The organism is Nostoc sp. DSM 114159 (assembly GCF_053470285.1).
In genome coordinates this window covers 8,318,748-8,344,929 of the sequence record NZ_JBPFEH010000001.1, presented here as the reverse complement: position 1 = coordinate 8,344,929, position 26,182 = coordinate 8,318,748, and the positions used below count along the sequence as shown (strand labels likewise).

Annotated in this window: 24 protein-coding genes and 1 pseudogene; 8 read left to right on the top strand and 17 right to left on the bottom strand. The window is 40.9% G+C overall.

The annotated features are described in order from the left end of the window. Positions 1-580: 580 nt before the first annotated feature. Complete coding sequence (locus tag ACR5KR_RS35055; RefSeq protein ID WP_448270026.1) at positions 581-4,723, bottom strand: PAS domain S-box protein; 4,143 nt, start codon at positions 4,721-4,723, stop codon at positions 581-583. 1 nt (position 4,724) lies between these two features. After that, complete coding sequence (locus ACR5KR_RS35050) at positions 4,725-5,045, bottom strand: helix-turn-helix domain-containing protein (protein WP_448270024.1); 321 nt, start codon at positions 5,043-5,045, stop codon at positions 4,725-4,727. Positions 5,046-5,517: 472 nt separating this feature from the next. On the opposite strand from ACR5KR_RS35050, the gene ACR5KR_RS35045 reads away from it, so the two are divergent. Beyond that, positions 5,518-6,549 carry a 1-acyl-sn-glycerol-3-phosphate acyltransferase gene (locus tag ACR5KR_RS35045; RefSeq protein WP_448270022.1) on the top strand — a complete coding sequence of 344 codons (1,032 nt, stop codon included), beginning with the start codon at positions 5,518-5,520 and terminating at the stop codon, positions 6,547-6,549. A gap of 152 nt (positions 6,550-6,701) precedes the next feature. On the opposite strand, the gene ACR5KR_RS35040 is transcribed toward ACR5KR_RS35045, so the two are convergent. Together ACR5KR_RS35040 and rppA are read right to left on the bottom strand one after the other, a co-directional pair. Then, on the bottom strand, positions 6,702-6,923 hold the full coding sequence (locus tag ACR5KR_RS35040; protein ID WP_448270020.1) for a hypothetical protein: 222 nt from the start codon (positions 6,921-6,923) through the stop codon (positions 6,702-6,704). 387 nt (positions 6,924-7,310) lie between these two features. Then, positions 7,311-8,009 carry a two-component system response regulator RppA gene (gene rppA / locus ACR5KR_RS35035; protein ID WP_445632011.1) on the bottom strand — a complete coding sequence of 233 codons (699 nt, stop codon included), beginning with the start codon at positions 8,007-8,009 and terminating at the stop codon, positions 7,311-7,313. A gap of 76 nt (positions 8,010-8,085) precedes the next feature. On the opposite strand from rppA, the gene hisG reads away from it, so the two are divergent. From hisG to ACR5KR_RS35020, 3 genes are all read left to right on the top strand, one after another. Next, complete coding sequence (gene hisG, locus ACR5KR_RS35030) at positions 8,086-8,730, top strand: ATP phosphoribosyltransferase (protein ID WP_445629718.1); 645 nt, start codon at positions 8,086-8,088, stop codon at positions 8,728-8,730. Positions 8,731-9,246: 516 nt separating this feature from the next. Beyond that, a complete protein-coding gene (locus tag ACR5KR_RS35025) occupies positions 9,247-10,701 on the top strand; it encodes a sensor histidine kinase (protein ID WP_448270018.1) in 1,455 nt (484 codons plus the stop codon). A 330-nt stretch (positions 10,702-11,031) separates the two neighbouring features. Then, positions 11,032-11,754: a hypothetical protein gene (locus ACR5KR_RS35020; protein ID WP_448270016.1), complete on the top strand. Its 723-nt coding sequence runs from the start codon at positions 11,032-11,034 to the stop codon at positions 11,752-11,754. Positions 11,755-11,848: 94 nt separating this feature from the next. Here ACR5KR_RS35020 and ACR5KR_RS35015 read toward each other — a convergent pair whose 3' ends face one another. Beyond that, positions 11,849-12,928, bottom strand: coding sequence for a tetratricopeptide repeat protein (locus ACR5KR_RS35015; RefSeq protein WP_445629715.1), 1,080 nt, complete (start codon positions 12,926-12,928; stop codon positions 11,849-11,851). 89 nt (positions 12,929-13,017) lie between these two features. Further along, a complete protein-coding gene (locus ACR5KR_RS35010; protein ID WP_445629714.1) occupies positions 13,018-13,656 on the bottom strand; it encodes a sigma-70 family RNA polymerase sigma factor in 639 nt (212 codons plus the stop codon). A 196-nt stretch (positions 13,657-13,852) separates the two neighbouring features. On the opposite strand from ACR5KR_RS35010, the gene ACR5KR_RS35005 reads away from it, so the two are divergent. Next, entirely contained in the window at positions 13,853-14,449 is a 597-nt protein-coding gene (locus tag ACR5KR_RS35005) for a glyoxalase-like domain protein (protein WP_445629713.1), read from the top strand. A gap of 213 nt (positions 14,450-14,662) precedes the next feature. Beyond that, positions 14,663-15,024 (top strand): annotated as a pseudogene (locus ACR5KR_RS35000) (DUF29 domain-containing protein); the annotation flags it as partial. A 280-nt stretch (positions 15,025-15,304) separates the two neighbouring features. Here the strand turns inward: ACR5KR_RS35000 and ACR5KR_RS34995 are convergent. The 10 genes from ACR5KR_RS34995 to pstS form a co-directional block, all read right to left on the bottom strand. Next, positions 15,305-16,693: a CHAT domain-containing protein gene (locus ACR5KR_RS34995; protein ID WP_448270013.1), complete on the bottom strand. Its 1,389-nt coding sequence runs from the start codon at positions 16,691-16,693 to the stop codon at positions 15,305-15,307. 18 nt (positions 16,694-16,711) lie between these two features. Next, a complete protein-coding gene (locus ACR5KR_RS34990; protein WP_448270011.1) occupies positions 16,712-16,888 on the bottom strand; it encodes a hypothetical protein in 177 nt (58 codons plus the stop codon). Positions 16,889-17,022: 134 nt separating this feature from the next. Next, positions 17,023-17,187 carry a hypothetical protein gene (locus ACR5KR_RS34985; RefSeq protein ID WP_448270009.1) on the bottom strand — a complete coding sequence of 55 codons (165 nt, stop codon included), beginning with the start codon at positions 17,185-17,187 and terminating at the stop codon, positions 17,023-17,025. 50 nt (positions 17,188-17,237) lie between these two features. Continuing rightward, positions 17,238-17,942, bottom strand: coding sequence for a helix-turn-helix domain-containing protein (locus ACR5KR_RS34980; RefSeq protein ID WP_448270007.1), 705 nt, complete (start codon positions 17,940-17,942; stop codon positions 17,238-17,240). Further along, positions 17,939-18,346, bottom strand: a complete 408-nt coding sequence (locus ACR5KR_RS34975; RefSeq protein ID WP_448270005.1) for a type II toxin-antitoxin system RelE/ParE family toxin — start codon at positions 18,344-18,346, stop codon at positions 17,939-17,941. The genes ACR5KR_RS34980 and ACR5KR_RS34975 overlap by 4 nt, the downstream gene beginning before the upstream one ends. 290 nt (positions 18,347-18,636) lie before the next feature. Further along, the gene (locus ACR5KR_RS34970; protein WP_448270003.1) at positions 18,637-18,915 is read right to left on the bottom strand and encodes a hypothetical protein; all 279 of its coding nucleotides are present in this window, start codon (positions 18,913-18,915) and stop codon (positions 18,637-18,639) included. Positions 18,916-19,040: 125 nt separating this feature from the next. Then, positions 19,041-19,847, bottom strand: a complete 807-nt coding sequence (gene pstB / locus ACR5KR_RS34965; RefSeq protein WP_322694172.1) for a phosphate ABC transporter ATP-binding protein PstB — start codon at positions 19,845-19,847, stop codon at positions 19,041-19,043. A gap of 57 nt (positions 19,848-19,904) precedes the next feature. After that, positions 19,905-20,786: a phosphate ABC transporter permease PstA gene (gene pstA / locus ACR5KR_RS34960; RefSeq protein WP_448270002.1), complete on the bottom strand. Its 882-nt coding sequence runs from the start codon at positions 20,784-20,786 to the stop codon at positions 19,905-19,907. 19 nt (positions 20,787-20,805) lie between these two features. Beyond that, positions 20,806-21,756 carry a phosphate ABC transporter permease subunit PstC gene (gene pstC / locus ACR5KR_RS34955; RefSeq protein WP_445629704.1) on the bottom strand — a complete coding sequence of 317 codons (951 nt, stop codon included), beginning with the start codon at positions 21,754-21,756 and terminating at the stop codon, positions 20,806-20,808. Between the two features lie 144 nt (positions 21,757-21,900). Then, a complete protein-coding gene (gene pstS, locus ACR5KR_RS34950) occupies positions 21,901-23,082 on the bottom strand; it encodes a phosphate ABC transporter substrate-binding protein PstS (RefSeq protein WP_448270000.1) in 1,182 nt (393 codons plus the stop codon). Positions 23,083-23,793: 711 nt separating this feature from the next. On the opposite strand from pstS, the gene ACR5KR_RS34945 reads away from it, so the two are divergent. Both ACR5KR_RS34945 and lspA read left to right on the top strand, forming a co-directional pair. Next, on the top strand, positions 23,794-24,381 hold the full coding sequence (locus tag ACR5KR_RS34945; protein ID WP_448269998.1) for a biotin transporter BioY: 588 nt from the start codon (positions 23,794-23,796) through the stop codon (positions 24,379-24,381). Between the two features lie 94 nt (positions 24,382-24,475). Beyond that, positions 24,476-24,952 carry a signal peptidase II gene (gene lspA, locus ACR5KR_RS34940; protein WP_445629702.1) on the top strand — a complete coding sequence of 159 codons (477 nt, stop codon included), beginning with the start codon at positions 24,476-24,478 and terminating at the stop codon, positions 24,950-24,952. Positions 24,953-25,161: 209 nt separating this feature from the next. Here lspA and ACR5KR_RS34935 read toward each other — a convergent pair whose 3' ends face one another. After that, on the bottom strand, positions 25,162-25,863 hold the full coding sequence (locus ACR5KR_RS34935; RefSeq protein ID WP_448269995.1) for a hypothetical protein: 702 nt from the start codon (positions 25,861-25,863) through the stop codon (positions 25,162-25,164). Between the last annotated feature and the right edge of the window lie 319 nt (positions 25,864-26,182).

Below are 26,182 nucleotides of genomic sequence, written 5' to 3'. Positions count from 1 at the left end.
TGTTTATCCCAGAGCCACATTAGGTGGGTTAATTTAACGCAAGTTCGATGGATAAAAAACAGCAAAAAGCTTGCTAGATATAAAACATGAGAAATTGAGCAGGTGCATTCGTGAGAGGTCAAGGTCAAATATCATTTGTCAATAGAGAATAGTACTTAAAATATTGCTAAAAATCGGGTCGGAAAGATAATTTTTGAGCAGTTGATCGCCTCATCTTAATACCTGGGTTTAGACTAGTTCGACGATAAAGCCGGTGCAAAAGTAAATTTCCAAAAAAAAATAAGCATACGAATTTAAGATGTTTCTAGGAACTAAAACTAAGGCTTTTAGGCTTTATAGAATGAGCCTTCTGAGTTTCGCACCGAGAACTAGACTAAACTCTAGCGATACACATGATTCATTCTTGCCCACTAAGTGCAGTACGGTAGTTAATTTAGTTACTTCGTTTCGTCTCCATTTCCAGCATAATTTCTAATTGACAAATAGTAAGTTTAGTTTGGATTCTCACCGATGAGGCAAGTGTAGTAATGTTGCTTTCTGGTTTGAAAGCTTATAAATACAAAATTATGGAGTCTATCTATTAACAATTGCTACAACTATAAATTAGGTTAGCGATCGCACGAAGTAATTTAGCTGGCTCCACTGGTTTGGTGATATGCTGCCCAAATCCGGCGGCAATTGCCTGTTGATAATCAACCTCACCAGCATAAGCTGTAAGAGCGATCGCGGGAATTTTTCCTCCAAGTTCTGGTGACATAGCTCTAATTTGACGAATCAGCATATAGCCGTCTACTTCTGGCATTCCAATATCGCTTAACAGCAAATTTGGCTGGAACTGAGGCATAATTCGTAGTGCTTCCATCGCAGATGCCGCCTGGATTACTACCGCGCCAGATTGCTCCAAAATGAAAGCAATTAACTCTCGTGTATCCCGCTCATCATCCACAAGCAGAACTTTCAACCCCTTGAAATCGGGCAAATTATCAGCTTGAGAGGCTATCTGATGGCTATTTAGATCGACCTTAATTAACGGTAGCATGACTGTAAAGGTTGCTCCCTGTTCTTCACCCAAACTTTCTGCCTTAACTGTGCCGCCATGTAGCTCGACAATGTGACGAACAATAGCTAATCCTAAGCCTAGTCCGCCAAATTTTCTAGTGGTTGCGCCATCAGCTTGTCGAAAGTAGTCAAAGACGAATGGTAAAAAGTCAGGGCTAATTCCCTTACCTGTATCACTGACTCGCAATTGAACTTGAGAACCAACAGACTCTAAACTGATTTCTATCTTTCCACCTTGGGGTGTAAACTTAATAGCATTGGAAACTAGATTCCAGATAACTTGCTGCAAACGACTGGAATCACCTCTAACTAAAAATTTAGAATTTGAAGTTTGGCATTTTAAATTGTTAGGTTGCTGATTAAAATCGATAGAGTCTAAATTTATTTGAGAATTGTCTAATCCAAAATCCTTCGATGGTTCCTGAGCCTTGTCCTTCGCGTAGCGTCCCGCAGGTAAGGACTGAGTGCTTGCGTCGAAGTCTAAAATCGTAAATTGCAAATCGATCGATTTGGCTTCAGCGGCTAGACGTACAGTTTCTATTGCTGCGGCGATCGCAGTTTCTAAATTCACATAAGCAATATTCAGACTCAGTTTACCTTGGAGAATGCGAGAAACATCCAGTAAATCTTCGATTAATTGGGTTTGCAGCTTGGCATTGCGTTCAATGGTTTCGAGAGCGCGAGTAGTGGTTTCTTCATCATACTTTTTCGTTTGTAGTAATTTCGACCATCCCAAAATCGGGTTTAGCGGCGTGCGAAGTTCGTGGGAAAGCACTGCCAAAAACTCATCTTTGATTCGATTAGCTTGGATTAATTCTTCTTTGCGTCGCTGTAACGAAGCCATTAACTGAGCGCGTTCCAGAGCAACCGCCACCTGATCGGAAGTTGCTTGTAATAAAGCTATTTCCCCAGAAGTGAAATTGGTACGGGTGCGACTGGCAAAGCAGAGGACACCAAGCAGCTTTCCTTGAGCAATTAACGGTTGACCTGCGTAGGCTGTAATTCCTAAAGCATGGAGGATGTCGGCATGGGGATGGGTAGAGTGCGGCACATTATTGACGACGATTTGACGGCGTTCTTGCACCACTAGTCCGCATATCCCTTGATTAAATTCCAGGTATTCAATTGCTTGAAATACTTCATCAGTAATGCCGTTCCAAGCTACTAACCGAAGTTTCTGCTTATTTTCGTGTGTATCGATTAAATAGTGAAAGTAACAGTGCAAATCCATTTGCGCCGAGAGTTTGCTAAACAAGCTGTTCATTAGATCCAAGGGGCGCTCGGTTGAAAGCAAATCACTGGTCGTTTCCGAAAGCAGTTTAAGTCTTTCACTGCGCTCTTGTAAGGCTTGTTCTGCAAGCTGACGTTCGCGAAGGGCGCGTTCGCGTTCGGTAATGTCAATTGCAACCCCTCCTACCAAACGTTGACCAGAGGCATCGGCAATCGGAAACTTATAAACAAAAAATTCGCCAAGGGTGCCATCTGTGCGTGGGGCAGACTCAATCGTTTGAACAACCTGATTCCTTTCGGCAACTATTCTAATGTTATCGAGGAGGGGTTGAGCAATTTGGACTGGGTATAGGTCAAAAATGTTTTTATCGATCGCCTTATTTGTTGCTACATTGAACATGCTCAAATAAGTTGGACTCAGGTAAAGTACGCGTCCGTATGCATTCGTAATCCATGCGGCGGCAGGAATATTATCCATAAAAGCTTGAAATTGCTCTTGGCTCTGACTCAGTGCTTTTTTAGCTTGTTTGAGATCGCTAATATCCAGAATAAATGCGACTGATTCATGCCGAGATTCTCCTAAAAGGGAGTAGCCAACTACAACTGGGACGCTGGAACCATCTTTGCGAATAAATTCCTTCTCATAAGGAGTACAGGTTCCCTTCGCTATTGCTTCGGCAATAGCCAATTCGTCTAAATATTGATACTCAGATGGCGTGATATCAGCCCAGCTTAATCTACCTGCTTGGATATCCTCTTGGGTATAGCCGACAATTCGCAAAAACTCGTCGTTGGCTTCAGTGATGCTACCATTCACATCACCAAAGAGAATGCCAACTATATTAGCTTTCACAAAACTCCTGAGCCGTTCCTCACTTGCTTGAATTGCTGCTTCTGCCTGTTTGCGTTTGCTGATATCTGTAGTGCTACCAACTAAACGTACTGGCTTGCCATCAGCATCCCGTTGCACCACTATTCCTCGATCTAATACATAGATGTACTGATTGTTTTTGTTGCGAATTCGGTACTCCGCAGCATAGCGATCGCTATTTGCCAAAGCAACTCGCGCTTCTTCTTGTACATATTGCAAATCCTCTGGATGGACAAGCTCACGCCACCAACTACCAGTTGCTTCAGCTTCTGCAAGAGAATAGCCCAAAATTCGAGTTAACCCATCAGTTCTTTCAACGCTATCTTGTTCTATATTCCAGTCATAAATCAGACAGTTGACCGCAGATGCGGCTAACTCAAACCGCTCGTTCGCTAACCTCAGACGTTCCTCTTTCTGTCGCAAAGTTTGTTCTACTTGTTTGCGTTCAGTGATGTCTCGGAAGAAAATGTCAAGACCATCTTCACTAGGATAGGCGTGAATTTCCAGCCACAAGTCATATTTGGGTGGTAAGTAGTAGTGATACTCGAAATGGACGGGAATTTGCTCTGCCATCGCCCGTCGGTAATTTAGCTCTAAATTTGTGCCTAACGATATCGGCCACTCCTCCCAGTGCAACTTACCAATGACCTCTGTGCGGGGTTTACCGTTAATTCGCTCTGCTTCGGCATTTTGGTAGATGATTCGCCAGTCCCGGTCTAGAGTAATAAATGCATCACTCATGTTTTCTAGAGTGCGTGTGTTCCGCTGATTGGCTTGCTGTAATGCCGCTTCTGCTTGTTTGCGATCGCGTAGCGCCGCTTGCTGTTCGCTCAAATCAACAACAAAGGCAATGACCGTTTCTTGATTATCTCCCAGCATTACAGAACCGAGCAGAACCGGAATGCGATCGCCATCTTTACGAATGTATTCTTTCTCAAAAGGCTTACATATTCCTGTAGTTTTCACTTCTTCCACTAAACGTTCGCTCAAAAGAAGATACTCAGGTGGGGTAATCTCGCGCCAGTTGATTTGGTTAGCCGAGAAATCTTCTCGCGTATAGCCGATCATCTTCAGAAAAGCATCATTAGCTTCGATGATGAAGCCGTTGTTGATATCAGTTACGATTACCCCAATGATGTTAGATTCTGCCAGTCGGCTAAACCGCATTTCGCTATTTTGCAACAATTTGAGGCTTGTCTCTGCTTTGCGTCTAGCAGTTCGCAACTCTGAAGAAAGCGCAGTAATTAAGAAGGATACTAGTGAGAATGTGGTTAATCGTACCAGAACTTTGAGACTGAGGAAATCGAAGGAGTAGACTGGATCGATCGAGAAATAGAGCGCAGTTGTCACAGATAAAGCGATCGCTAGTACTCCCAGTTTCATACCACCATACCAGGCGCTGACTGCCACAGCAGCATAAAATAATGTCAACACGCTCGGATCGAAAACTGGCAGTAACACTTTTGTCAACAGCAGTGCCGTTATGACTGCCAAAATCATCACACTAAATGCTATGAAGCGATAACGCATTATCCAAATTTTTTCAGGTACTTTCACCGCCATCCTAAAAGTCCTCCCGTTGCTCCGATTTTGGGAGATACTCATTCACTAATCTTTTATCTGCTTTGCCCATCCTTTCTAACATTTCTTCAATCAGCTTTAGTGCCATCTGTGAAGGCACTGTAGATCCGTTCTCCCAACGATTGATTGTTCGTAAGGAAACTCCTAACTTGGCTGCAAACTTTTCTTGAGAAAGATGGAGTTGCTGCCGAAGTTCGCGGATCAAATCTGAAATTTTGATTGGTTTTCTTAGTTCCATAGTAGGAAGAGTAGGACAGATGTCTCGCCATTCGTCTCCAGCTTGAGGATGAGTTTTAATAATCATCAGTCGTTATCAATTTCATCTTTTGGCGGAACATCAATATTCAGTTATCAGTGTTCGTGGCTTACTGTTGGCTGTAGAAGGTATATCTAAAATAAACATTAAATTTTGCCTGATATAAGATTCACAATAGTATTATTTAAAGCGGTTTAATTAAATTCCGATCGGCGATCGCGCACAGCTAAAAAATTGGTGGCGCGTGATATTTTCATGAATTGCATTGATATTAATTTTTCATATTTTTTATATAACAAGTATCTATATACAAGCTCATTTTGGATTTGATAAAAGCTTTTATCTCGCTAGTATAGCAACTACGGCAGATTGCCAAATGGTGAGTTACAGATAATCGTATGGGCACAACACGTTATGCCTTTATCCGTGTACTTCTCTGGTAAGATGGCAGTTACAAAACTAAGAAGCTATAATGCGCTTTTAATAAAATCATTTTGCCTAATCCTAATTTTTAACTGTTTTGATTAATCAACGCTCGGAAAACTTATTAAACAGTCAACAGGAAAATGTACCAGGTGAAGGCTATATATTTAACTGGTTTGATTGGTTTTGTCTTTGGTATCCTCCAGGGTGGCTAATTTTATTCAATCGCCATTGGCAGCACTACCACCCAGATCCAGATGGTTGGAATTGGCTAGAATATGGATTATTTTTAATTCCTGGTGGATTTTATCTAGCGTTGCTGAGTCGTTGGTTGCGTCTGGGTTTTCGTTCACCTCGAAAAGAAGTTGGTGAATTCGATCCTAAATATCAACAAGCTTTTGGCAAAGAAATTCTGGCCCCTATCGTTAAATACTATTTTCGGGGAGAGTTACAACAAGTTGAAAACTTGCCGCCAACAGGGCCATTGATTGTGGCAATGAATCATGCCGGGATGTGTTTTCCTTGGGACTTTTTAACCTTGGCTTATTTATTAAGTGAAGCCAAAGGATGGGTAGTCCAACCGATAGCAAATCCAGTATTATTTGAGCATCCTTGGGTGATTTGGTGGCTACCACCTCAATGGTCGCAGGTTTTAGGTGGAGTGCGAGCCGAATTAGATGATTTTGAGTCAGCTATTGCCCAAGGTAAAATTCTTTTATATGCACCCGAAGGTACTCGCGGGCCTGGTAAAGGTTGGAGAAGACGCTATCAACTAGAAAAGTTTCATGTGAGTTTTATTCAGTTGAGCGATCGCTATCATATTCCCATTCTGCCAGTCGTTTGCATCGGCAGTGAATCTCTGCATCCTTGGGCTGTTAATTTCACCAAGTTACAACGATTAGTCAAACTACCATTCTTACCTTTGTCGCCTTTGATGTTTGCCTTACTTCTGTTTCCCTCAATGGGAGTTTGGGCAATGAGAACTCGTTTGCGTTACTTTATTCAACCTTTGCAACCAGTAGAATTGGACAACTACTCAAAGAAAGGGCGTGCAGTTGCTTATCAACAAGCGCAACAATTACAAGAAAAACTGCAACTCCAAATTAGTCATTTTTTGGGTAAATATTAAGCTCGACTATATCCATATTTTCCGGTTTCCCCCCTTTACAAGGGGGGATTAAGGGGGGTGAAAATGTGATTAAAATCACAGCCAAACACTTTTAAAACAACCTCTAATACTACAAGCTAAATTTTGTTAATTACAACAAGTTTACGATGTGGTTAAATTAAATGAAAGCTGCTGTAAGTTTGTAGTGCATTTATGCAACCTGGGACGCTGATGGCTGTTGTGAGTGCGATCGCCACTATACTATTGACAAGCCAACAATAGAGAAAATCGTTGAAAACATTGGTAATGCTGTCTGGAGGTGTTGTTAAGAATAAAGTTATTGTTCCTACCACAGCTTGTCCGTTTGTTGGCAATACAACCTGTTTTGTTACCAATGCTTATCTGTTAGTAACGAAACTTATGCGTTCATTACCAATACAACTTATTTTGTTACCAATGCTTATTCGTTAGTAACGACACTTATCCGTTTGTTAGCAACACAACCTGTTTTGTTACCAATGCTTATCTATTTGTGGCAAATGCTAATGCCATCGTTTGCCGTCAACCCTTATGGAAAATTCCGAGATTTTTCTTGGATTTAGTAAAGAAGATATGGGTGCAAATAATCAGCTTCGTCTCTGAAAGGGGATTTCACAAATTATGATGCCTGTGGATTTATCCCTCGACTACAAACTTCGACAGGAATTAAAGCCGCAAAGACTGAGAAATATCAGTGATTCTCCTAAACAATTAACCAAATCTTTGTGAGTCGAAACAGGCCGCTAAACCGACTCCACTGAGGAAGCGCCGAAACGATAGCCTTTGCCGTAGACTGTGTGAATCAGCGTAGTTTCTTTACCTACCTCAATCTTACGCCGCAGCAAGCGAATTAATGCCGCTATCACATTGCTACTGGGTTGTTCTGACTCTTGCCACAAATTTTGCATAATTTGGGCATGAGTCAGAAGTTGTCCAGTGTGTTCCATAAAATATTGCAACAACTGACTTTCTTTTTGCGATAGCTCAATTATTCGTCCTTGGCGATAGGCTACTTGATTTTCACAATCGAGTTCTAAATCAGCAACGGTTAAACGTCCGGTGGTGGTTTCATAAATTTGAGTACCAGAACGACGCAATAAAGCACGGACTCTTGCTAATAATTCCCGTAGTTCAAAAGGTTTAACCAAGTAATCGTCCGCACCAGCATCTAAACCTTGTACGCGGTCATCAAGAGTATCTTTAGCTGTAAGAAACAATACGGGAGTGGTTTTGCTTTGGCGGCGCAATTCCTGACAAATCTCTAACCCCGTTTTTCCTGGCAGCATCCAATCTAAAATAAGTAGGTCATAACTGCCAGTCTGTGCAAGTTCGCTGCCAGATGTCCCATCATAAACGGCATCTACGGCATAACCCTCACGAGTTAACAAGCGGCTCAAAGGTTGAGTTAGTTCAACTTCATCATCAACTAATAAAATTCTCATGCTGCTTGTGGTAAGCATATAGAGATATTCTCAATATTATTCAACTGCCAAGACGCTAAGGATACCAATCAAAAAAATGCTGACTGTTGCATTGCCAAAAGGGGAACTACTTAAAAATAGCATCCGCTTGCTACAAGCTGTCGGATTAGATTTTAGTGCTTTTTTAGATTCAGGAACTCGCCAACTTCAAATTCCTGACACTAAGGGAGTTGCAAAAGCTTTACTGGTACGGGCGCAAGATGTACCTGTTTATGTGGAATATGGTCAAGCACAACTAGGGGTTGTTGGTTACGATGTGCTGCGAGAGAAGCAGCCGCAAGTTGCCCACTTGGTAGATTTGCAGTTTGGTCATTGTCGGATGTCAGTGGCGGTAAAAGAATCAAGTTCTTACCGCTCGCCTTTAGATTTACCACCGCATGGTAGAGTTGCTTCAAAATATGTAAATTGCGCTCGTGAATATTTCCATAGCCTGGATTTACCTGTGGAAATAGTGCCATTGTATGGTTCAGTAGAGTTAGGGCCAATTACTGGTATGTCAGAAGCGATCGTAGATTTGGTTTCTACAGGGCGGACTTTGCGCGAAAATGGTTTGATTGAAATTGCTAGTCTGTATGAAAGCACGGCGCGATTGATTGCTCATCCTCTGAGTTACCGCTTGAATACGGGTAATCTGAGTGATGTGATTGGCAAGCTGCGGGAGGCCGTTTTGGTAAAGGTTTAATAAATTCATGTAATTCGTAATAACGCTTTTTTAGATGCTCGTTCCTAACTAACGCTGTACTATTTTTTGTACAGCGTCTCGTATTCAAGTGACTTGCAACAGAAAAAATACTCAACTGTTATACCAATTCAATTAATGATTGCAACATATCCTTTGGTAAAGACGCGATTCATCGCGTCTCTACAAATGGTCTATTTGTTGCATTATTTTTTCAAATTGGTATAACTAACTTCTGCTGAAAAACTAGTTAATAAAAATTGTCGGTTGGGTTAAGCAAAGCACAACCCAACACTTCCTTGACTTTGTTGGGTAACACTAAAGTTCTACCCAACCGACGATTTTCTTAACTGAACGGTATTGAGTTGTATCTATAATTATTTTTGCAGACAAAGTAAGATGTTTTTGAGCTTTAAAATTTGATGCGATCGCAAAAAATAAAACTAGTATTGTTTTGAGCAAAGTTGTTAATAATAAAAAGCACTTTCCAATTATTCTTAACACGAAGTAGGTGAAAAGATGTTTCAAGCTACTCGCCGCCGTCTTGCAATTTGGTACACTGCGGTCACTGCTGTATTACTGCTACTGTTTGCCAGTGGCGTTTATTTATACGTTCGTACTACACTGATTGAGCGGATTGATGACACCCTTAACCATGTAGTGGAAATAGTGGAGCGTTGTCTCACAACCAGTGGTTGTGCATCTACACTAATATTTGAGCCAATTAATACTGATACAGATAAATTTCGCATTAATGTAGAAGCCAGTTTTGGTAATAATACCGACACTGGAGAAGATGACCACATTGATTTAGAATGGTTTAGTCCAACAGGTAAATTACTTTGGTCAACGCTATCTGAACCCCTAAATATTCCCATTCGTGTCAATCGCACTGGTGAAACTGTACGCGTAGTCAAAGCAGAAAGTGAAAATTCAAAATTCAAAATTTCTAACTCCCCACTCTTATTACGCCAAGTCACCCAACGCGTAGAAGTGAAGCGACAAGTATTAGGATATCTGCGCGTTAGTCATCCCTGGTTTGAAGTTACTAAACCTAGTCGCCAGTTAATTTTTGATTTGGCATTAGGTATTGGATTAATGGTGCTTTCTGTAGGTGCAAGTGGTTGGTTTCTTTCCGGTAAAGCGATGGAACCGGTGGGTGAATCTTATCAACGTCTTAAACAATTTACTGCTGATGCTTCCCACGAACTGAGAAGTCCGATCACTTTGATTCAAACTAACGTGCAGGTTGCCCTTGCTGACTTGGATTTAGCAGAAACAGAAACGACTACTTCTTTACAATATCGACAACAGTTAAAGGTGGTGGAACGGTTAACGCAACGTTTAGGTAAGTTAGTCAATGACTTACTCTTCCTAGCAAGACAAGATAGCGGTATTAGCAAAGATACTTTTTCACCTTGTCCGTTGGACGCTTTGCTAATAGAGGTGGTTGAAGAACAACAATTGTTAATCCCTGAAAAAGAAATTGCCCTTTCTCTAGACTTAGTTGACCCTCCTATCTCTGAAACTAGCCCCGAATTACTGGAGAATTGGTTCACCCTTGTAGGTAATTGGGATCAATTGGTGCGGCTGTTCACAAATTTAATTGCTAACGCTTTGCATTACACTCCAGCAGGTGGACGCGTGAAAGTGGAATTGGCGCGGATAGAAGGAATAAATCGTGTTTCTGGACTACGTAACACCAGTGCCCAGTTGCAAGTTAAGGTGAGTGATACCGGAGTTGGAATTCCAGCGGAAGCACTACCACGTTTGTTTGACCGCTTTTATCGAGTAGATCCAGCACGTACTCATAGAACAGGAAATACAGCCACAGCTAGCGCTACAGGTTCAGGATTGGGATTAGCGATCGCTCAAGCTATTGTCGAACATCATCACGGTCATATTCAAGTTGAAAGTGCCCAAGGCATTGGTACTACCTTTACTATCACTTTGCCAATAACTCTTGAGTATTAATTTATTAATAAATTTTTATTTCTTGTGATAGATGTAAAATTTTATTCGATTCAATTTGACTTTAATTACGATCGAGAAAATAAATCCTCTCGTAGTACGCTGAATTTGACTGCGATCGAAATGTATTTAATGACAATGATTAACATTTCAAATCTTGAGAATGAAATATTTCAAAATTTTTGAGATGATTTTCGTATCTTTAGCTAGATGCGATAAATCAAGTGGTTGGTTGAATATTTAGATGTACTCAAAGACCGATTAAAACCTAATTTAATTTTCGGCTAGAGAAATTTTTTTAACAAACAAATCGAAGTTTTCTAGGAGTCAAGAATGAATATGAAGTCTCAAAATTTTCGCCAGTCTAGCAAGTTATTTGGCGCTCTTTGTGGGGGATTGCTAATTAGTCTGCCAGCAATTCCTCAAGTATTAGCACAAAATTCTCCTGTCAAGGTTAACCCAAGTCCCAGCATTTTTAGCGAACCACCCTACAACCGCTCTCAGGCTCCCGGTTCGCCAGAATCAGGTGTCACACCACCACGCCCAGTTCCTCCAACTGAGGGGCAAGTATCTCCCGTACCACCACGCCCAGTTCCTCCGGCTGAGGGGCAAGTGTCTCCTGTGCCACCACAACCAGGTGCTAGACCATCACGCCCAATTCCTGGCGATCGAACTCAACAGCCTTCACCACCTACCGTTTCCAATGACCAACAACCACAGGTAGAACCACGGCAAGCCCCCAATGCGACGATCGCACTCACTAACGGGATGGTGAATATCAAGTTAGTGAATAATACTGCGGCTAGGATAACTTTCCAAGTGATTGGCGATACCGCACCGCGATCGCTAGAAGGTAAGTCAGATGTAACGCTGCAAGCTTTAAAAGCACCAGTAACAGTAACATTTGAACGACAAGATGGCGGACAGTTAATAGTGACTCCGCAAGGTTCTTCAGAACCAGGAAGTTTGGAAGTCACATTTAAGGAAGCCACTAATGCAACACAGGGCAGAAGTGCGATGAGAATTGAACGAAACGGTTCAGTGTTCTTGAATTAGTCGGGCTAAGGCGTGAATTAACTTATACAAAATAGGGGCAATTCATGAATTGCCCCTACTTTCAATAATGCAAAAGATTTTCGGTGTCTTATTGCTACTTTCGCTGAAGCATTTGAGTTAATTGATCCCGCAATTGCACTTCTTGTCTGCTATCTTGCAATGTCCGCGCCAGTATAATTGCCCTTTCGTAAAAATTGCGGGCAGTTAGGTAATTACCTTGTTGCTTATATAACTGGGCATAAGATTCAAAAGATTTTAATTCTTCGCGTAAATTTTGCAATTCTTTAGCGAGTGCTAAACGCTCCTCTAGTAAGTCAAAAGCGCGTTCGTAACGTCCTACAGCAGTGTGAGCCGTAACTAAACCGTCAATTGCCCGTAATTGATTAGTGCGATCGCGATTGGTTTTAGCTGTCCGCATTGCTTCACCATAAGTAGCAATGGTATCTTGATAATTTCCAGATGCTAAATAAGCATCTCCTAAGTTATTCAAGGTATTTGCTTCACCGATGGCATCGCCAGTCTGACGGCGGAAAATTAAAGCATTTTCATACAGTTTAATCGCCTTGTTATAATCTCCCAACCTGGCACTTACCAAACCCAAATTACTCAAAGACAATCCTTCACCTTCAATATTTTTCACCCCGTGAGCAATTGCGAGTGCATCTTCAATTGTTTCACCAGCAGCAGCAGATTCGCCTTTTTGCAGCAGAAATGTACCGATATTATTCAGCACAAAAATCTGAGATTGAAAGTCTTTAATATCACGAGCGATCGCTAATCCTCTTCTGAAAGCATCTTCTGCCTCTTTTGAACTACCAAGCTGCACATAAGCCTTAGCAAGCAAATTGTATGTCAAACCTTGTGCTTTTAGGTCGCCAATGGAATGATATAGTTCTAATGCTCGCAAACAAGACGCAATTGTTTTGTCGGCATGTCCTGAAGCGTATTCTTGTTGACCAATACGCAGCAAACCGTCTGCTTCATCTCTTGATTGTCGCCCAACGGAATTATTTAAAGGGCGATGGAGTTGTTCGGAAATATCAACCGCACCCGCGACAGGACTCAGCAAAAAAGCAAACAGTAAAAAGCTGTGTAAAAGTACCTGGGGACAAGAAATCGCACCTACACAAATTAAGCCTACCTTTTGGCAGGGAAATACAAGCCGTTGTTTCATAAAAATTACCCGTAAAGTTGCGGGTTTAAGTAGAAGGTCTAAGAAAAAGTTTTAAGTTTTAAAATTGAAGACAAGTAATATACGCATTTCTACTTAAGTTCTGATTGAGCCAAATCTTCTCCAAAGTATATAGCGCGGATATCTGTGGGCAATTTATCCTCTAGCATACGATAGCCTTCCTGGAGAAAATTGGCTACTTCGTTAGAAGCGATCGCTTCTCCTTCAGCTTGTAGATAAGCAGCGATTCTAGTTTCACTCCAGTGGAAAGTTTGAGCCATTAACACAATTAATCGTAAAACTGGCGGTAGTTGGTCTAATGCCTGTTGTACGTAGCACCATAGCGGCGGTGAAGTCGTTTGCAGAGAATAATGAATTGCTTCTGTGGGTGGTAGTTTAATCTCATTTATACAGAAAGCTGTCATATTAATTAACCAATTCTGCATAGTCAAGGCTTCCTCACCTGATTCAGAGTCAGTTAACTTGAGTCCACCGAGTTCGTAATAAATATGTCGCCACGTAAGGGCAAACAGATAATCTGCCTGCACAGGCGATCGCGCCGAATGCCGAATTAAGGTGTAGACTATGGGGCTATAACGGCAAAAAATCACCGTAAAGTACTTTCCGGCATCTGGATAGCGCTGAAACAGAGTCAGTAGTTCATGGTCGCTGTGATGGAACAGCGACTTCACCAGTGGGTGATTAGCTTCGGGAAAATGAGGAATTTGCACAAGTCTTGGAGTTGATAATTGTTAAAATAGTTTTGGGAATTGCACTCCCCTAGTTAATCGCATAATATCTTGGTGTTGCTCAGTTTGTAGACAAGACTCAGACTAGTTGAGTATTGATAAACTAAAAACAAGGACTTAATTTTAGTCTTAATCGACAATCATAAAATCAACTCTCTTAAAGAATCCTTATTTGTTCATGGTTATAGTAGTTAGTGCGATCTCGTTCCTGCTCAGTCCCCTTACTTTAGGCTCCTTTCTGCCTTCCCTGCCCTTAGATAGCCTATTCTCCACCCAAGGCATTATGGTGATGCTGCTAGCAGCTTACGCTGGTGCTATGTGGATGTTTCTCACCAGTGCCCCAAAAGTACACACTGTAATGGTGTCAGATTTGGAGATTGCCCGACAGTTGTATGAAGGACTGCTAGATTTGCCAGCAGCAGAGGTGCCATTGCACTACTACTACAACTACGAACAAACTATAGGCGCAACTGGCATCGATCCCTTATATATGTCTACAGGGCCGAGCTTGTCTAGCAAAATGATGAATAATGCCAACGATGGGCTGTGGTATCAATTGAAGAAAAATACCCAGCTACACGTCATTACTGGTGCAAGTTTAGGTAGTAAAAATCAGCAACGCCACGTTTGTTTTGACCACGACTGCCTGGAAATGATTTTAATGCGAGTCGAAATGCGCGGTTTGAAATTGAAGATTCGTAACCATAAACCCCTGAACTTTTTGGTCAAGGACTATGAAGGGCGAGTTATTGAGGTGGCTGAAGTAGCGAATTAGTTCTGAGGTTTTAGATTATTTGAGGTTGGGTTTAGCGTAGCTTGCTACCGTAGGCATCGTTAAACCCAATATTTATTTTTAGATTTTGGATTTTAGATACTTCGACTTACCTCGACTTCGCTCGGCACAAGTCGCTCAGTACAAGTTTTGGATTTTAGTGCAAGCGTTACCGCAGGGATAGGTAAGTAAATAGGTGTAAATAAACTGGAAAAAATGTACACATCTCACCTATATGAAACAGATTTCTATGATTGGACGCAAAAGCAGGTTAGCTTGCTCAAAATTCAACAGTGGGAACAATTAGATACAGTTAACCTGATTGAAGAAATTGAAACTTTGGGCACAAGAGAACGGCAAGAATTGCGAAATCGGCTAGGAGTATTGCTAGGACATCTACTAAAATGGCAATTTCAACCTGAAAAACGTAGCAATAGCTGGTTGGGTACAATTCGAGAGGAACGTGTTCAAATTAAGCTGCTTCTCTTCTGCAAGATAGCCCTAGTTTGAAACCCTATCTTGATGAAGTTTTCTTCAGTGTTTATGAACTAGGTTTGGCTTTAGCGATTCGAGAAACTGATACCATTTTGGATTTTAGATTTTAGACTTCGGCTCCTTTCGACTTCGCTCAAGGCAAGTCGCTCAGTCGAACGATTTTGGATTGTGAAACATCCATTGGATAAATGTTTCAGTTTTCCATCTGTCGCAATAATTTTTCAAATTGGTATGAGTTGGGTGAAAATGTTTTTCCAGAAATCTGTCCCTACAATTTAGACCAAACTTTGAATCCTAAATTATTACCAAATTCTAATCAGCTTTATGAATAAGGCGAGTAATTGCCCCAATACTATTATTTTCTCACCGTGAACCGTGGCAAATAAAAGCAGCCCAGTAATGAGGATTTGAAAAGGGAAATTGCTGAGTAGAGTTTTCGATTTTTTTAATTTGTCTGTTCAATTTAGTATACATATTATATTCAAGCTTCCATTGTTGATATTCGATAGAATCTAAAGGATATTTTTTTCTATTTCCTATCAGTTCTTTTTCCCTTGCTTCTACTTCCTGAAATATTTTATTTAGGTCTAATTTTGTAAATTCTCGTAGCTGAATTTGGGCTTTCTGTAATGCTTCAGGGCGGTTTTTACCTTCTTGTCGCTGCTGGTAGTAAAAAATAGAAAATAATGCTGTGGCTAAATCATTGACTGACCACAAAGTACTAACAACGCTTCTAGCACCAGCACACAAAAAACCTGTGGAGAGAGTAAGAATATCATCAGTTAAGGAAGGAGTACCCAAATTAGTTTCACAGCAAGACAGAAACACTTCTACAAGTTTAGGTAAACGCCAGCTAAGAGCAACCTTGAAATAACAAAGCGCTTGCTCTAAATTTTTTTCTAGATTTCCTTCACAAAGCTCACGGTAGGCATTGCCGAGATTATGTTGCACCATCGCCCAATCTTCTGCGTGAGATTCGTGTTTATATACCTCTAAAGCACTTTTATAGTAACTGATTGCTAGCTGTAAATTCTCTGAGGGATTTCCTCTTATACGATTTCGATAGGCAGAACCTAGAGTATTAAGAACCATTGCCCAATCTTCTGGGTAATCCTGATGAGTATAAATCTGTAAAGCATTGTTACAGCATAAAATTGCTAATTCCAAATTTTCCTCTCTATTACCACCTCTCCAATCAGAGTAAGCAGTTGCTAAATTATTTTGGATGCTAGCCCAATTTTCTGGAAAATTCTCATAAGTGTAGACTGATAAAGCATCTTGAAATGCTGTAATTGCTTGCTTTATATTCTGTACGAAATCACCGCGAAGACGGTCACAGTAAGCGTTACCTAAATCATATTGTATCTCGGCCTTTCTTAGAGGAAATGACTCTTGAGTAAAAACTAGAAGTGCGAATTCATAGCCAACAATAGCAATTTCAATATATGTAGCTCTCCTGAATGGTTCAAGTTCCGGGAGTTCTTGTATTATTTTGCTGAAATTACCAATAGCTAAAGCTCTTTCATAAGCTTGATCTGGCTCCAGTGTTGGTAGACTTGCAGTTGCCCAATCTCGTAGTACAGAGGGTAAATTATTATCCAGTTTGTTTAAATTCTCTTTAAGCAATCGATAAATCGCTTTTATATCAGTTTTACTCTTTCTAACTGCCCATAATATCTTTCGCAAAAACTCTATATAGTCTTTGCGTCTTTTTTTAACAATTTTTTGTCCTGTACCAAATCCTTTTACCATATTGATTCAGTCAAGTTACTAGTAATGCTTACCCAGAACTTCTGATAAATTTTCTATCAATTCTTCAACTATATCCAATAACTCAATTTCATCAATTTCATCACTAGTTTCGCGATTACTTTCTGCAACCGTCAGACTACTCACTAATACATTTTTAACACCAAAAATCCGCTCTTTTTCTTTCGAGAACCTCAAACATCTTTCCAACTCAACAGCAATCTCTTGGGCGATTTATCTTTTAGCTGCTTTTTTAGCCTCACCGCTACCAAGTCATCACTTTGCAGGAAATTAGTCACTAATTCAACAAAATTTTGCTGCTCATCTCCCTCTTATCCCCATGTTTCTAGCCAATCTCCATCAACATCATCACAATATAAATAAGCGGCTTCAAGCCCATACTTTATGATGTCATCCTGCACTTTTTGAGCAGCTTCTACAGCTTGTAAAAAAGTGTCTAATCTCTGTTGACGGTCAGATTGTTTTTCCTGAACCATAAGGACTTACTTTGTTAAGTAAGCCAAGGTAGATTGTAGTCTGTGTCATCCTAAATATCTGCCAACTTATTTAGCAATTCTTCAGCTAAATCTAACAACTCAATTTCATCAACTTCATCACTGGTTCCGCGATTACTTTCTCCACACGCCACATTAGCAGCCAAAACATTTTTCACAGCGAAAATCCTATCTTCTTCAGATAGACTCAAACATTTTTCCAACTCTACAGCAACTTCTTGGATTGTCCTTGAACCCAAACGCGCTCTTACTTTCATCGCTACCGAATCGTCACTTTCCAGCAGTTTTACTAAAGCTGTTTTCAGTCCATCATCCTCGCCAGAAAACTTCTCAACGGCGACGCGCACATATTCCCGCACACTCATGTTTGCCGCCAATGCTTTTTGGAAAACTACATCTGGTACATCTACCAGCAACATACCTTCGTTATCACTAGCTTGATATAAGTCATCCCCTTGTTTGACGGCTACCAGCAAATCTGCACCCAAGGTATGTAAATAGTGCAACACCGATTCCAACTCATGTTCTTTTAACGCCGACTCCAATTTAGACACAGCCGCTTGCTTTACTCCCAGTTTTTGCGCTAGCTCTGCCTGAGTCAATCCTGCTTTATTACGTATTTCCCGCATAGCATCAGTAAGATATAAGCGCAAATACTCTAACTTTCCCGCCAAAATCACCTCTGGTTCGTCGCTTACCTTCTGCTGTAACCAAGCTTGAAAATTAGGCTTTTTCATGACTTTTCCCTCAACTGCAATTCACGCAATCTTACTCTTGCAGGCTCTTTGTCTCTATCTTTAATAGCGTCGTTGTATTTCTTCATAAAGGCGTGCAGCACAACAAATCGCTGAGGAGTTGCAGCCGTTAAAATAAACCTTGGATTATGTTCGCTCTTAGTCATACGTAACTCATACAGGTCATCTTCGAGTTTCTCAAAGATGCCACTAGTGAGTGATGCGAGTCCTTTATTACACAGGTAGCCAAGGTTAACTTGCAAACGCCTAGTTTCGGAAAGACTTAGTAATGGCTTTGGTGGATTTTCTGGTTGCTCCTGTTCAGGAATCATCCTAATGAAAAAAGCAAGCAAATCTTTGGGGATTCCCCCATTGAAATCTTGATAAAGTTCCCAAGTCCAATTCACTTCCTACCTCAAAGTATAGTATTCCTTAGAAAGAATGCCAAAATTATTATTCTTTATAAGGAATATCATATAGATTACGGAAGTGCAACTAAGGTAATAAAACTAATTGCTACCTTATTCAATGCTGATGAATTGAGTTCACCCATATTACCTAATTTTACTTGTGCGATGTCTACGACGGGTGGTTCCTGAGCGTAGCCGTTCGCGCAGCGTCTCCGACAGGAGAAGGGCTACGCCTACGCACAACTATTTAATTAATATAAAATTACGAATTACGAATTACGAATTAGTTAACTGTGCTGTAAAAATTCAACTTTGGGCAATAACGGGTCAGTCACAATACCCACACCGCTAAAACCCCAGCGTTTGAGCAAATTTCCCAACTGTGTACGCGCAATGGATTCTACAGCAAAACGATTTGCCACTTCTGCTGCATGGGCGTTGAGATAGCTAAGGGCGTCAAAGTTTTCTTGAAACAGCAATAAATAAGATGTTTCAGTATCAGGACGAGCTATCAGATAATTCCCGTCAGTTTTTGAGCGCACCAAGTAATAGACATCAGACAGCATGGAGATGAAGTTTGTTGGGAAGAAAAAAGTCCTTCAAATAAAAAACATAGAGGAATATCGCACAACTTTAATTTCCGAGTATCCCTCATTGCTTTAATATCAACAATGTAATGTGAAATAAATATTTATCCAAATTTGCCGCTGACGTAATCTCTAGTATCTTCCTGCTGAGGATTGTTGAAAATTACTTCTGTTGCATCATACTCTACCATATAGCCATTACGGGTTCCTGTTTCGGAAGTCCGAACATTAAAAAAGGCTGTCTTATCAGAAACACGCGCTGCTTGCTGCATATTATGGGTGACAATGACAATAGTATATTGCTCTTTAAGTTCGTGAATCAGTTCTTCAACACGCAAGGTGGAAATGGGGTCAAGAGCAGAGCAAGGTTCATCCATCAGGATAATTTCAGGTTGTACTGCGATCGCGCGAGCAATACATAACCGTTGTTGTTGTCCGCCAGATAAAGACGAGCCACTTTGCTGTAGTTTATCTTTGACTTCATCCCACAAAGCTGCTTTTCTGAGACTGCTTTCTACCAATTCATCCAAATTACCTTTATAGCCGTTGATTTTGGCTCCAAAAGTAATATTGTCATAAATTGATTTGGGAAATGGGTTTGGTCTTTGAAACACCATCCCAATTCTTCGACGCACTTCTACAGGGTCGATGTCGGATGCATACAAATTTTTATCATAAAAAAGTATTTTACCTTCTGCCCGAAATGACTCAATCAGGTCATTGAGACGGTTATAGCATCGCAACAACGTACTTTTACCACAACCAGAAGGGCCGATAAAAGCAGTAACCTGATTTTTGGGTATATCTAGCCAAATATTCTGTAAGGCTAAAAACTTGCCATAGTAAACGTTGAGATTTTCAGTGCGTAAAACGGTATCAGTGTCATTCACTGTCCTAGTATTGGTAGCCATAAATTAAATCTAGTGTTTGTTTGAGCGATGGGGATCTGCACTGTGGATAGTTGCTTACTAAGCTTTTTTGCGAGTTACCCAGCGAGCGATGATACTTGTGATTAGAACCATCAATACCAAAATCAAAGATGCTGCCCAAGCTAGAGATTGCCAATTTTTAAACGGAGAAATGGCGTATTTGTAAACTAAAACAGCCAGGGAAGCTGTTGGTTGGAATAAACCATCTGGCCAAAAGTTAGAAAATAGGGCAGTAAATAGCAAAGGTGCGGTTTCTCCAGATGCTCTGGCGATCGCTAGCGTTGCCCCAGTTACAATAGCTGGTAAAGCTGCTGGTAAGACTACTTGACTTACAGTTTGAAAGTTAGTCGCTCCCAACCCTACAGAAGCTTGTCGCAAATCTTGCGATACTAACTGTAACGCTTCATCAGTAGTTCGCAGAATAATTGGCAACATCAAAATTGCCAGTGCAAACCCTCCAGCTAGAGCTGAATACGATCCTAAGTTCAACTTTACCATTGTCAAAACTACAATCCCATAGGCAAATACCCCAGCAATAATGGAGGGGACTCCGCTAAGGACGTTAGCCGCAAAACGCACCCATCTAGCTACTTTCGCCGAACTAAATTCTGTGATGTAAATTGCCCCTAAAACTCCAAAGGGAATACTAATCAAGGCAGCAATTCCTACCATCAGTAGCGTGCCTAAAATTGCATTACCAAAGCCTCCTCCTTTTTGGAGAGCTTTAGGTGGCAATTCAACAAACACGGCCAGATTCAGACTGCTAAAGCCTTTAATAATCACGTAAGAAAGCACTGCTAGCAAAGGTAAAAGTGCCAATACTCCGCAAGTAAAAGCGATTACGGTCATTACTGTATTAAACAGTGTCCTTTGAGACGTGGGAGAGCGAGTTAAACTGCGCTCTGGAAAATTAGAAGTCATAATTTAACTCAAAACTAAGCTATATTCGCTTGACTCTCAGAACGATCAACTCTGCCAGAATATTGACTACCAGTGTCAAAAAAAATAAAATTAAAGCCGCGTACATTAAAGCCGCAACTTGCAAACCACTCGCTTCTGAGAATTGATTTGCCAGTAGAGAAGAAATTGTATTGGCTGGTGCTAAAAGAGAAAGACTGATGTTGTTGGAGTTTCCTATTAACATCGTTACAGCCATTGTTTCTCCCATTGCCCGGCCAAGTCCCAGCATCACAGCACTAACTATGCCCGAAAAAGCTGCTGGAATGAGAACTTGCAAAATTGTTTCCCAGCGGGTTGCTCCCAGCCCTATAGAGGCTTGGCGCAAACTTGGAGGTACAGAAATCAAGGCATCGCGGGATAAGGCTGTGATGATGGGCAAAATCATAATTGCTAAGATGACTCCCGCAGGTAACATTCCTGGACCTGTAGGAGAAGTGCTAAAAAATGGCAGCCAGCCAAAGTAACCATTGAGCCATTTTCCCAAGTTGGTTAAGATTGGCACTAAAACGAAAATACCCCACACCCCGTAGACAACGCTGGGAATAGCTGCGAGCAGTTCTACTGCGAAAACCAGTACCAGTCTCACTTTAGCGGGCAAAAAATCCTCGCTCAGTACAACAGCAGTACCAATTCCAATTGGTACTGCAATCAGCAGACCAATAAAAGAACTCAAGAGAGTTCCATAAATTTGGGGTAGCACTCCATAGCTATCATTAACCGGATTCCAAGTGGTATTGGCTAAAAAGCTGACACCAAACTGTTGAATGGCAGGCCAAGCACTAATTGCAACCTGCCACCCAATCCATAATAAAGTACCAGCAACCCCAAAAGCGAAAATTTTAGTCAGCCAGATAAAACCCAAATCTAGGGATTTTTCGGCGTCAGAGCGATTTTTCATCGCTGATGACAGATTTTGAGAATTTGTAGTCATGAATACCGACTTTCAGAATTAAATCAGAGAAAAATATGGAGGCAACCAGATGAGTAAAATTGTCGCCTCATCATCTATTTAAGCTGACTTATACAATAGTAACTCTGTGTACAAAGTTACTACTGGATAGGGGTGTTTTATTACTTACTTGCTAGCGCTATTACCACTGGCAACAGAAATTTTATATTCTGGGCTGATTTGGTCAGCAGCAGCAGCTACCTTTGTAATCACATTTGAGGGTAGAGGAACATATCCTAATGCACTAGCCTGCTTCTGTCCATCAGTTAAAGCGTATTCGATTGCAGCTTCAATCGCCTTGGCTTTTGCCGCATTGGGATATTTCTTGTAAGCCAAAATCCAGGTGTAAGTAACGATGGGATAGGAATCAGCCCCTTCGGGATCGGAAATGAAGGAGCGAAGATTTGCGGGTAAAGGTACTGATTCGAGAGTTTTAGAAGCTGACTCCTCACTAGCTACAACAAACTTACCGCCTTTATTTTCCAAAGCAGCGAACTTGAGACTATTTTGTTTGGCATAGCCATACTCGACATAACCAATGGAACCTTGAGTTTGTTGGATTTGGGCAGTAACACCCTCGTTACCTTTAGCACCTACTCCCTTAGGCCAGTTGACGGTTTTGCCTTCACCAACTTTACTCTTCCACTCAGGGCTAATAGCGCTGAGGTGTTTTGTGAACACACCCGTAGTTCCGCTACCATCGGAACGATAAACGACTGTGATTGCCTCTTTCGGAAGCTTTGCACCTGGGTTAGCCTTGGCAATTTGGGCATCATCCCAGGATGTGATTTTGCCTAGTAGAATATCAGCGTAAACAGCTCGTGGCAGTTTAAGTTCTGGAACATCAGGCAAGTTGTAAGCCAGCACGATGCTACCAGCAGTTACAGGCAGTAAAATAACACCCCTATCTGCTGGGACTTTCTGAATTTCTTCATCCTTCATCGCAACATCACTGGCACCAAAGTCTACAGTACCTTTAATAAATTGTTCAACTCCAGAACCGCTACCAACTGATGCATAGTCAACTTGCAGATTGGGATATTTTTTGTTTAAATCTGTGAACCAGGTATCGTACAGTGGTGCCGGAAAAGACGCACCAGCCCCGCTTAACTTTATGGTTCCGCCAAGGTCTAATTTAGCTGGGCTAGAAGCAGTAGTATCTGTAGCAGTGCCAGAAGGCGTATTTTTGGTGGCTGTACCATCTGGTGTTTGCTGTCCGCCACAAGCTGCTAGGCTGATTGTCAGTGCTAACACTGAAATTGAACCTGTGAGGCGATGAGTTTTTATTGCACTAAGACGTGAGAGCATCGCTATCAATTTTTTAGTAACTTTTCAGGTGAGCGTTTCTAAGATACTCCTAAAGGACAGCAATAAAGATTAACAATAGGTTAATAGAACAAAAAATGCTTGTTTTTTTTTGATGAAGAACAAACCTTTATTTTTAGTTCTGCTTGATAATTTTTATACTCTTACTTAAATCACAAGTTACATCTAGCACTGGTTTAAGTAGCTTATACGCATTTACAAAACTTTATTATTAGAGTAAATTCTTTGGCTCAGTTGTGAAAAAATTCTAGTATGGAATAGCGCTTTTGCTTTGTATCCAATACACTTCTACCTCTCCTAAAAGGATAAAGGCTGTGAATCTTATTTCACTTCCTTGGTAAGTGGCTGTTCTTGTTAGGTCTGTATTAGACTCAACTGATAAGCACTATAAATATTAAGCACTTTGTAGCTCAATTTAGGCAATTATCTGAAAAAATAGTATAAATACCAAGCTCAATAATATAGATTTTACTATATTTACGGTCAAATACCAGAATTCAGAACACGCCTCAGTCAATAAAATTAGACAATAGACACCTAAGCTGAAATTCGTAAAACTGAAAAATTACATACCAAAAAGGCAAAAGAAAATATGCTAGTTCTTAAGATGTCAGCACAAATTTCATTTCAATATTAATGAATATACTAGTTGCTGTTGGTTTTCCCTTTTGCTTTTCCTTGGTTGCCTGATAAATGTTTGCTGCTTCCAATCAATTACTATGGTCTATGATTGGCTTACTCCTGACAATGGGTGGTACCTTCTTAGAAGTTTATGGCATCACCTTTCCTTGGACTTGGAGTCAGCACGGAATTCAGACTTTTTCTTTAGGTGTCACTTTTCAAATTGGCGCAGTATTGTTGGTGGGTTGTTTAGGAGGCAAAAATGCGGGTGCACTCTCGCAAATTGCCTATTTAGTCATGGGGTTAACCTTATTACCAGTATTTGCCGATGGCGGCGGTATTGGTTATGTCAAATTGTCTCAATTTGGCTATCTACTAGGTTTTATTCCTGGAGCTTGGATTTGTGGCTTAGTTGCTTTTAAAGCGAGACCTCGACTAGAAACTCTTGCTTTCAGTTGTGTCTGTGGCTTATTAACTCTCCACCTATGCGGTATTACTTATTTAATTATTAGCTATTTTTTTCAGTGGAAAGGCACAGAAAATCTAACCTTAATACAAGCAATCCTTAGATATTCCTGGTTTGCACTACCAGGTCAACTAACCGTGGTCTGTGCAGTTACTGTAATAGCATATATATTGCGTCACTTAATGTTTTATTAGTTCATTGCCTTTCGTCCTTTGTCATTTGTCAAAAGCTCATGACCAATGACCAATGACTAATGACCAACGACCAACGACCAATGACTAATTCGCCATGCATTTAAAAAATCGTCTTTTCTGGATCGCTGCTTTCATTGCTTTTTTCTTAGACCAAATAACAAAGTACTGGGTAGTACAAAGCTTTAGCTTGGGACAGACACTACCACTCTTACCTGGTATCTTTCACTTTACGTATGTCACTAACACTGGTGCGGCTTTTAGTCTGTTGAGTGGGAAAGTAGAGTGGTTGCGCTGGCTATCTTTAGGAGTGAGTTTAGTATTGATAGCATTGGCGTTACTTGGTCCAACATTAAATTTGTGGGATCAGTTAGGCTATGGCTTGATTTTAGGTGGAGCTATGGGCAACGGTATCGATCGTTTTGTTTTAGGCTATGTCGTTGATTTTCTTGATTTTCGCCTGATTAACTTTGCTGTATTTAATGTGGCAGATTCATTTATTAGTATCGGTATTGTTTGCCTGTTAATTGCTTCCTTGCAAAAAACACCGACTTCAACTGGCAGATCCCATTAAACTATTAAGCCTGGGATGATTAATCCCAGGCTATTGACTTAGTGAAACCCTTGCTCAGTCTTATATGCGAAGACTTTACTTATAAGGTTTTTATCAATTTTTATTTGTCACCTAACACCAGTTATGGAAACTGGTGCAAGAGTTCACGAAAGATGCACCGACGATCGCTGATGGCAAACCATTATTTAGATTATGCCCCAGCTTTAAATTTAGTTACCTGTCGTAGGAGTTTTTGGTGAACTAGAGCCGGGAGTACTGGGAGAGCTACCGGGTTCGAGGCTGCTGCCAGGAGTGCCAGGAGTGCCAGGTTGTTCTGGTGGGGTTGTGCTTCCTGGTTCGGTAGTACTGCCAGGAGTAGTAGGTGCGCTTTCAGGAGTGGTTGGGGTTCCTGATGGTGGAGTTAAGTTGCTAGGTGCGCCTTCAGGAGTGGTTGAGCTTCCTGGTGGAGTTAAGTTGCTAGGTGCGCCTTCAGGAGTGGTTGGAGTAACGCTTCCTGGTGGTGGAGTTAAGTTGCTAGGTGCGCCAGGTGCCGATGGGGTTGTGCTTCCTGGTGCTGGAGTGGTTTCGGGAGTACCAGATCCTGAAGGAGTGCTTCCTGGTGCAGTTGTGCTGTCAGGAGTGGTGGTGCTATCAGGCGTTGTTGTTTCTGCTGGTGTTGTTTCTGCTGGTACTGTAGTGCTACCAGGAGCGCTAGGGGTGAGTGCTGTGCCGCCGGGACAACGTGAATTAAGTGGAAAATTCTGGCAAAGAATTTTCTTACCTTCTGGTGACAGCTTGATTTCCGCTGGTGCACTAGTGGAGTCGGTACTAGATTGGGCTATGGGGGATTTACTGGATTCGGCTACAGCAATATTAGTGGTAAGTGCCAAAGATAAAGCTGTACCAATCAAGCTCAGAGATTTTCCCATCATTTCTCAAATTAACCTCAACAGAACACTCGCCCCATTAAAGCAGATAACCAGGATTTAGAAAATCCTCCTAAATGAAGATATTTCGGTTTGTTTCAGAATATGTGGATATGTAAAATTGGTAAAAATTAAATCTGTTATTTATTGACAACTAGTGTTTAAAAAGACAAAAGAAAAAAGTATATCTGTAGTTCTTGAACTCTTGATACTAGCTTATATAAGCTTTTGAAAATATATAAGAAATATTTATTTATATAAACAGTGATTAAAGTTACAAAATAATTTAAGCATTAACATAAATTAAAGTATAAATTGGCTCAAA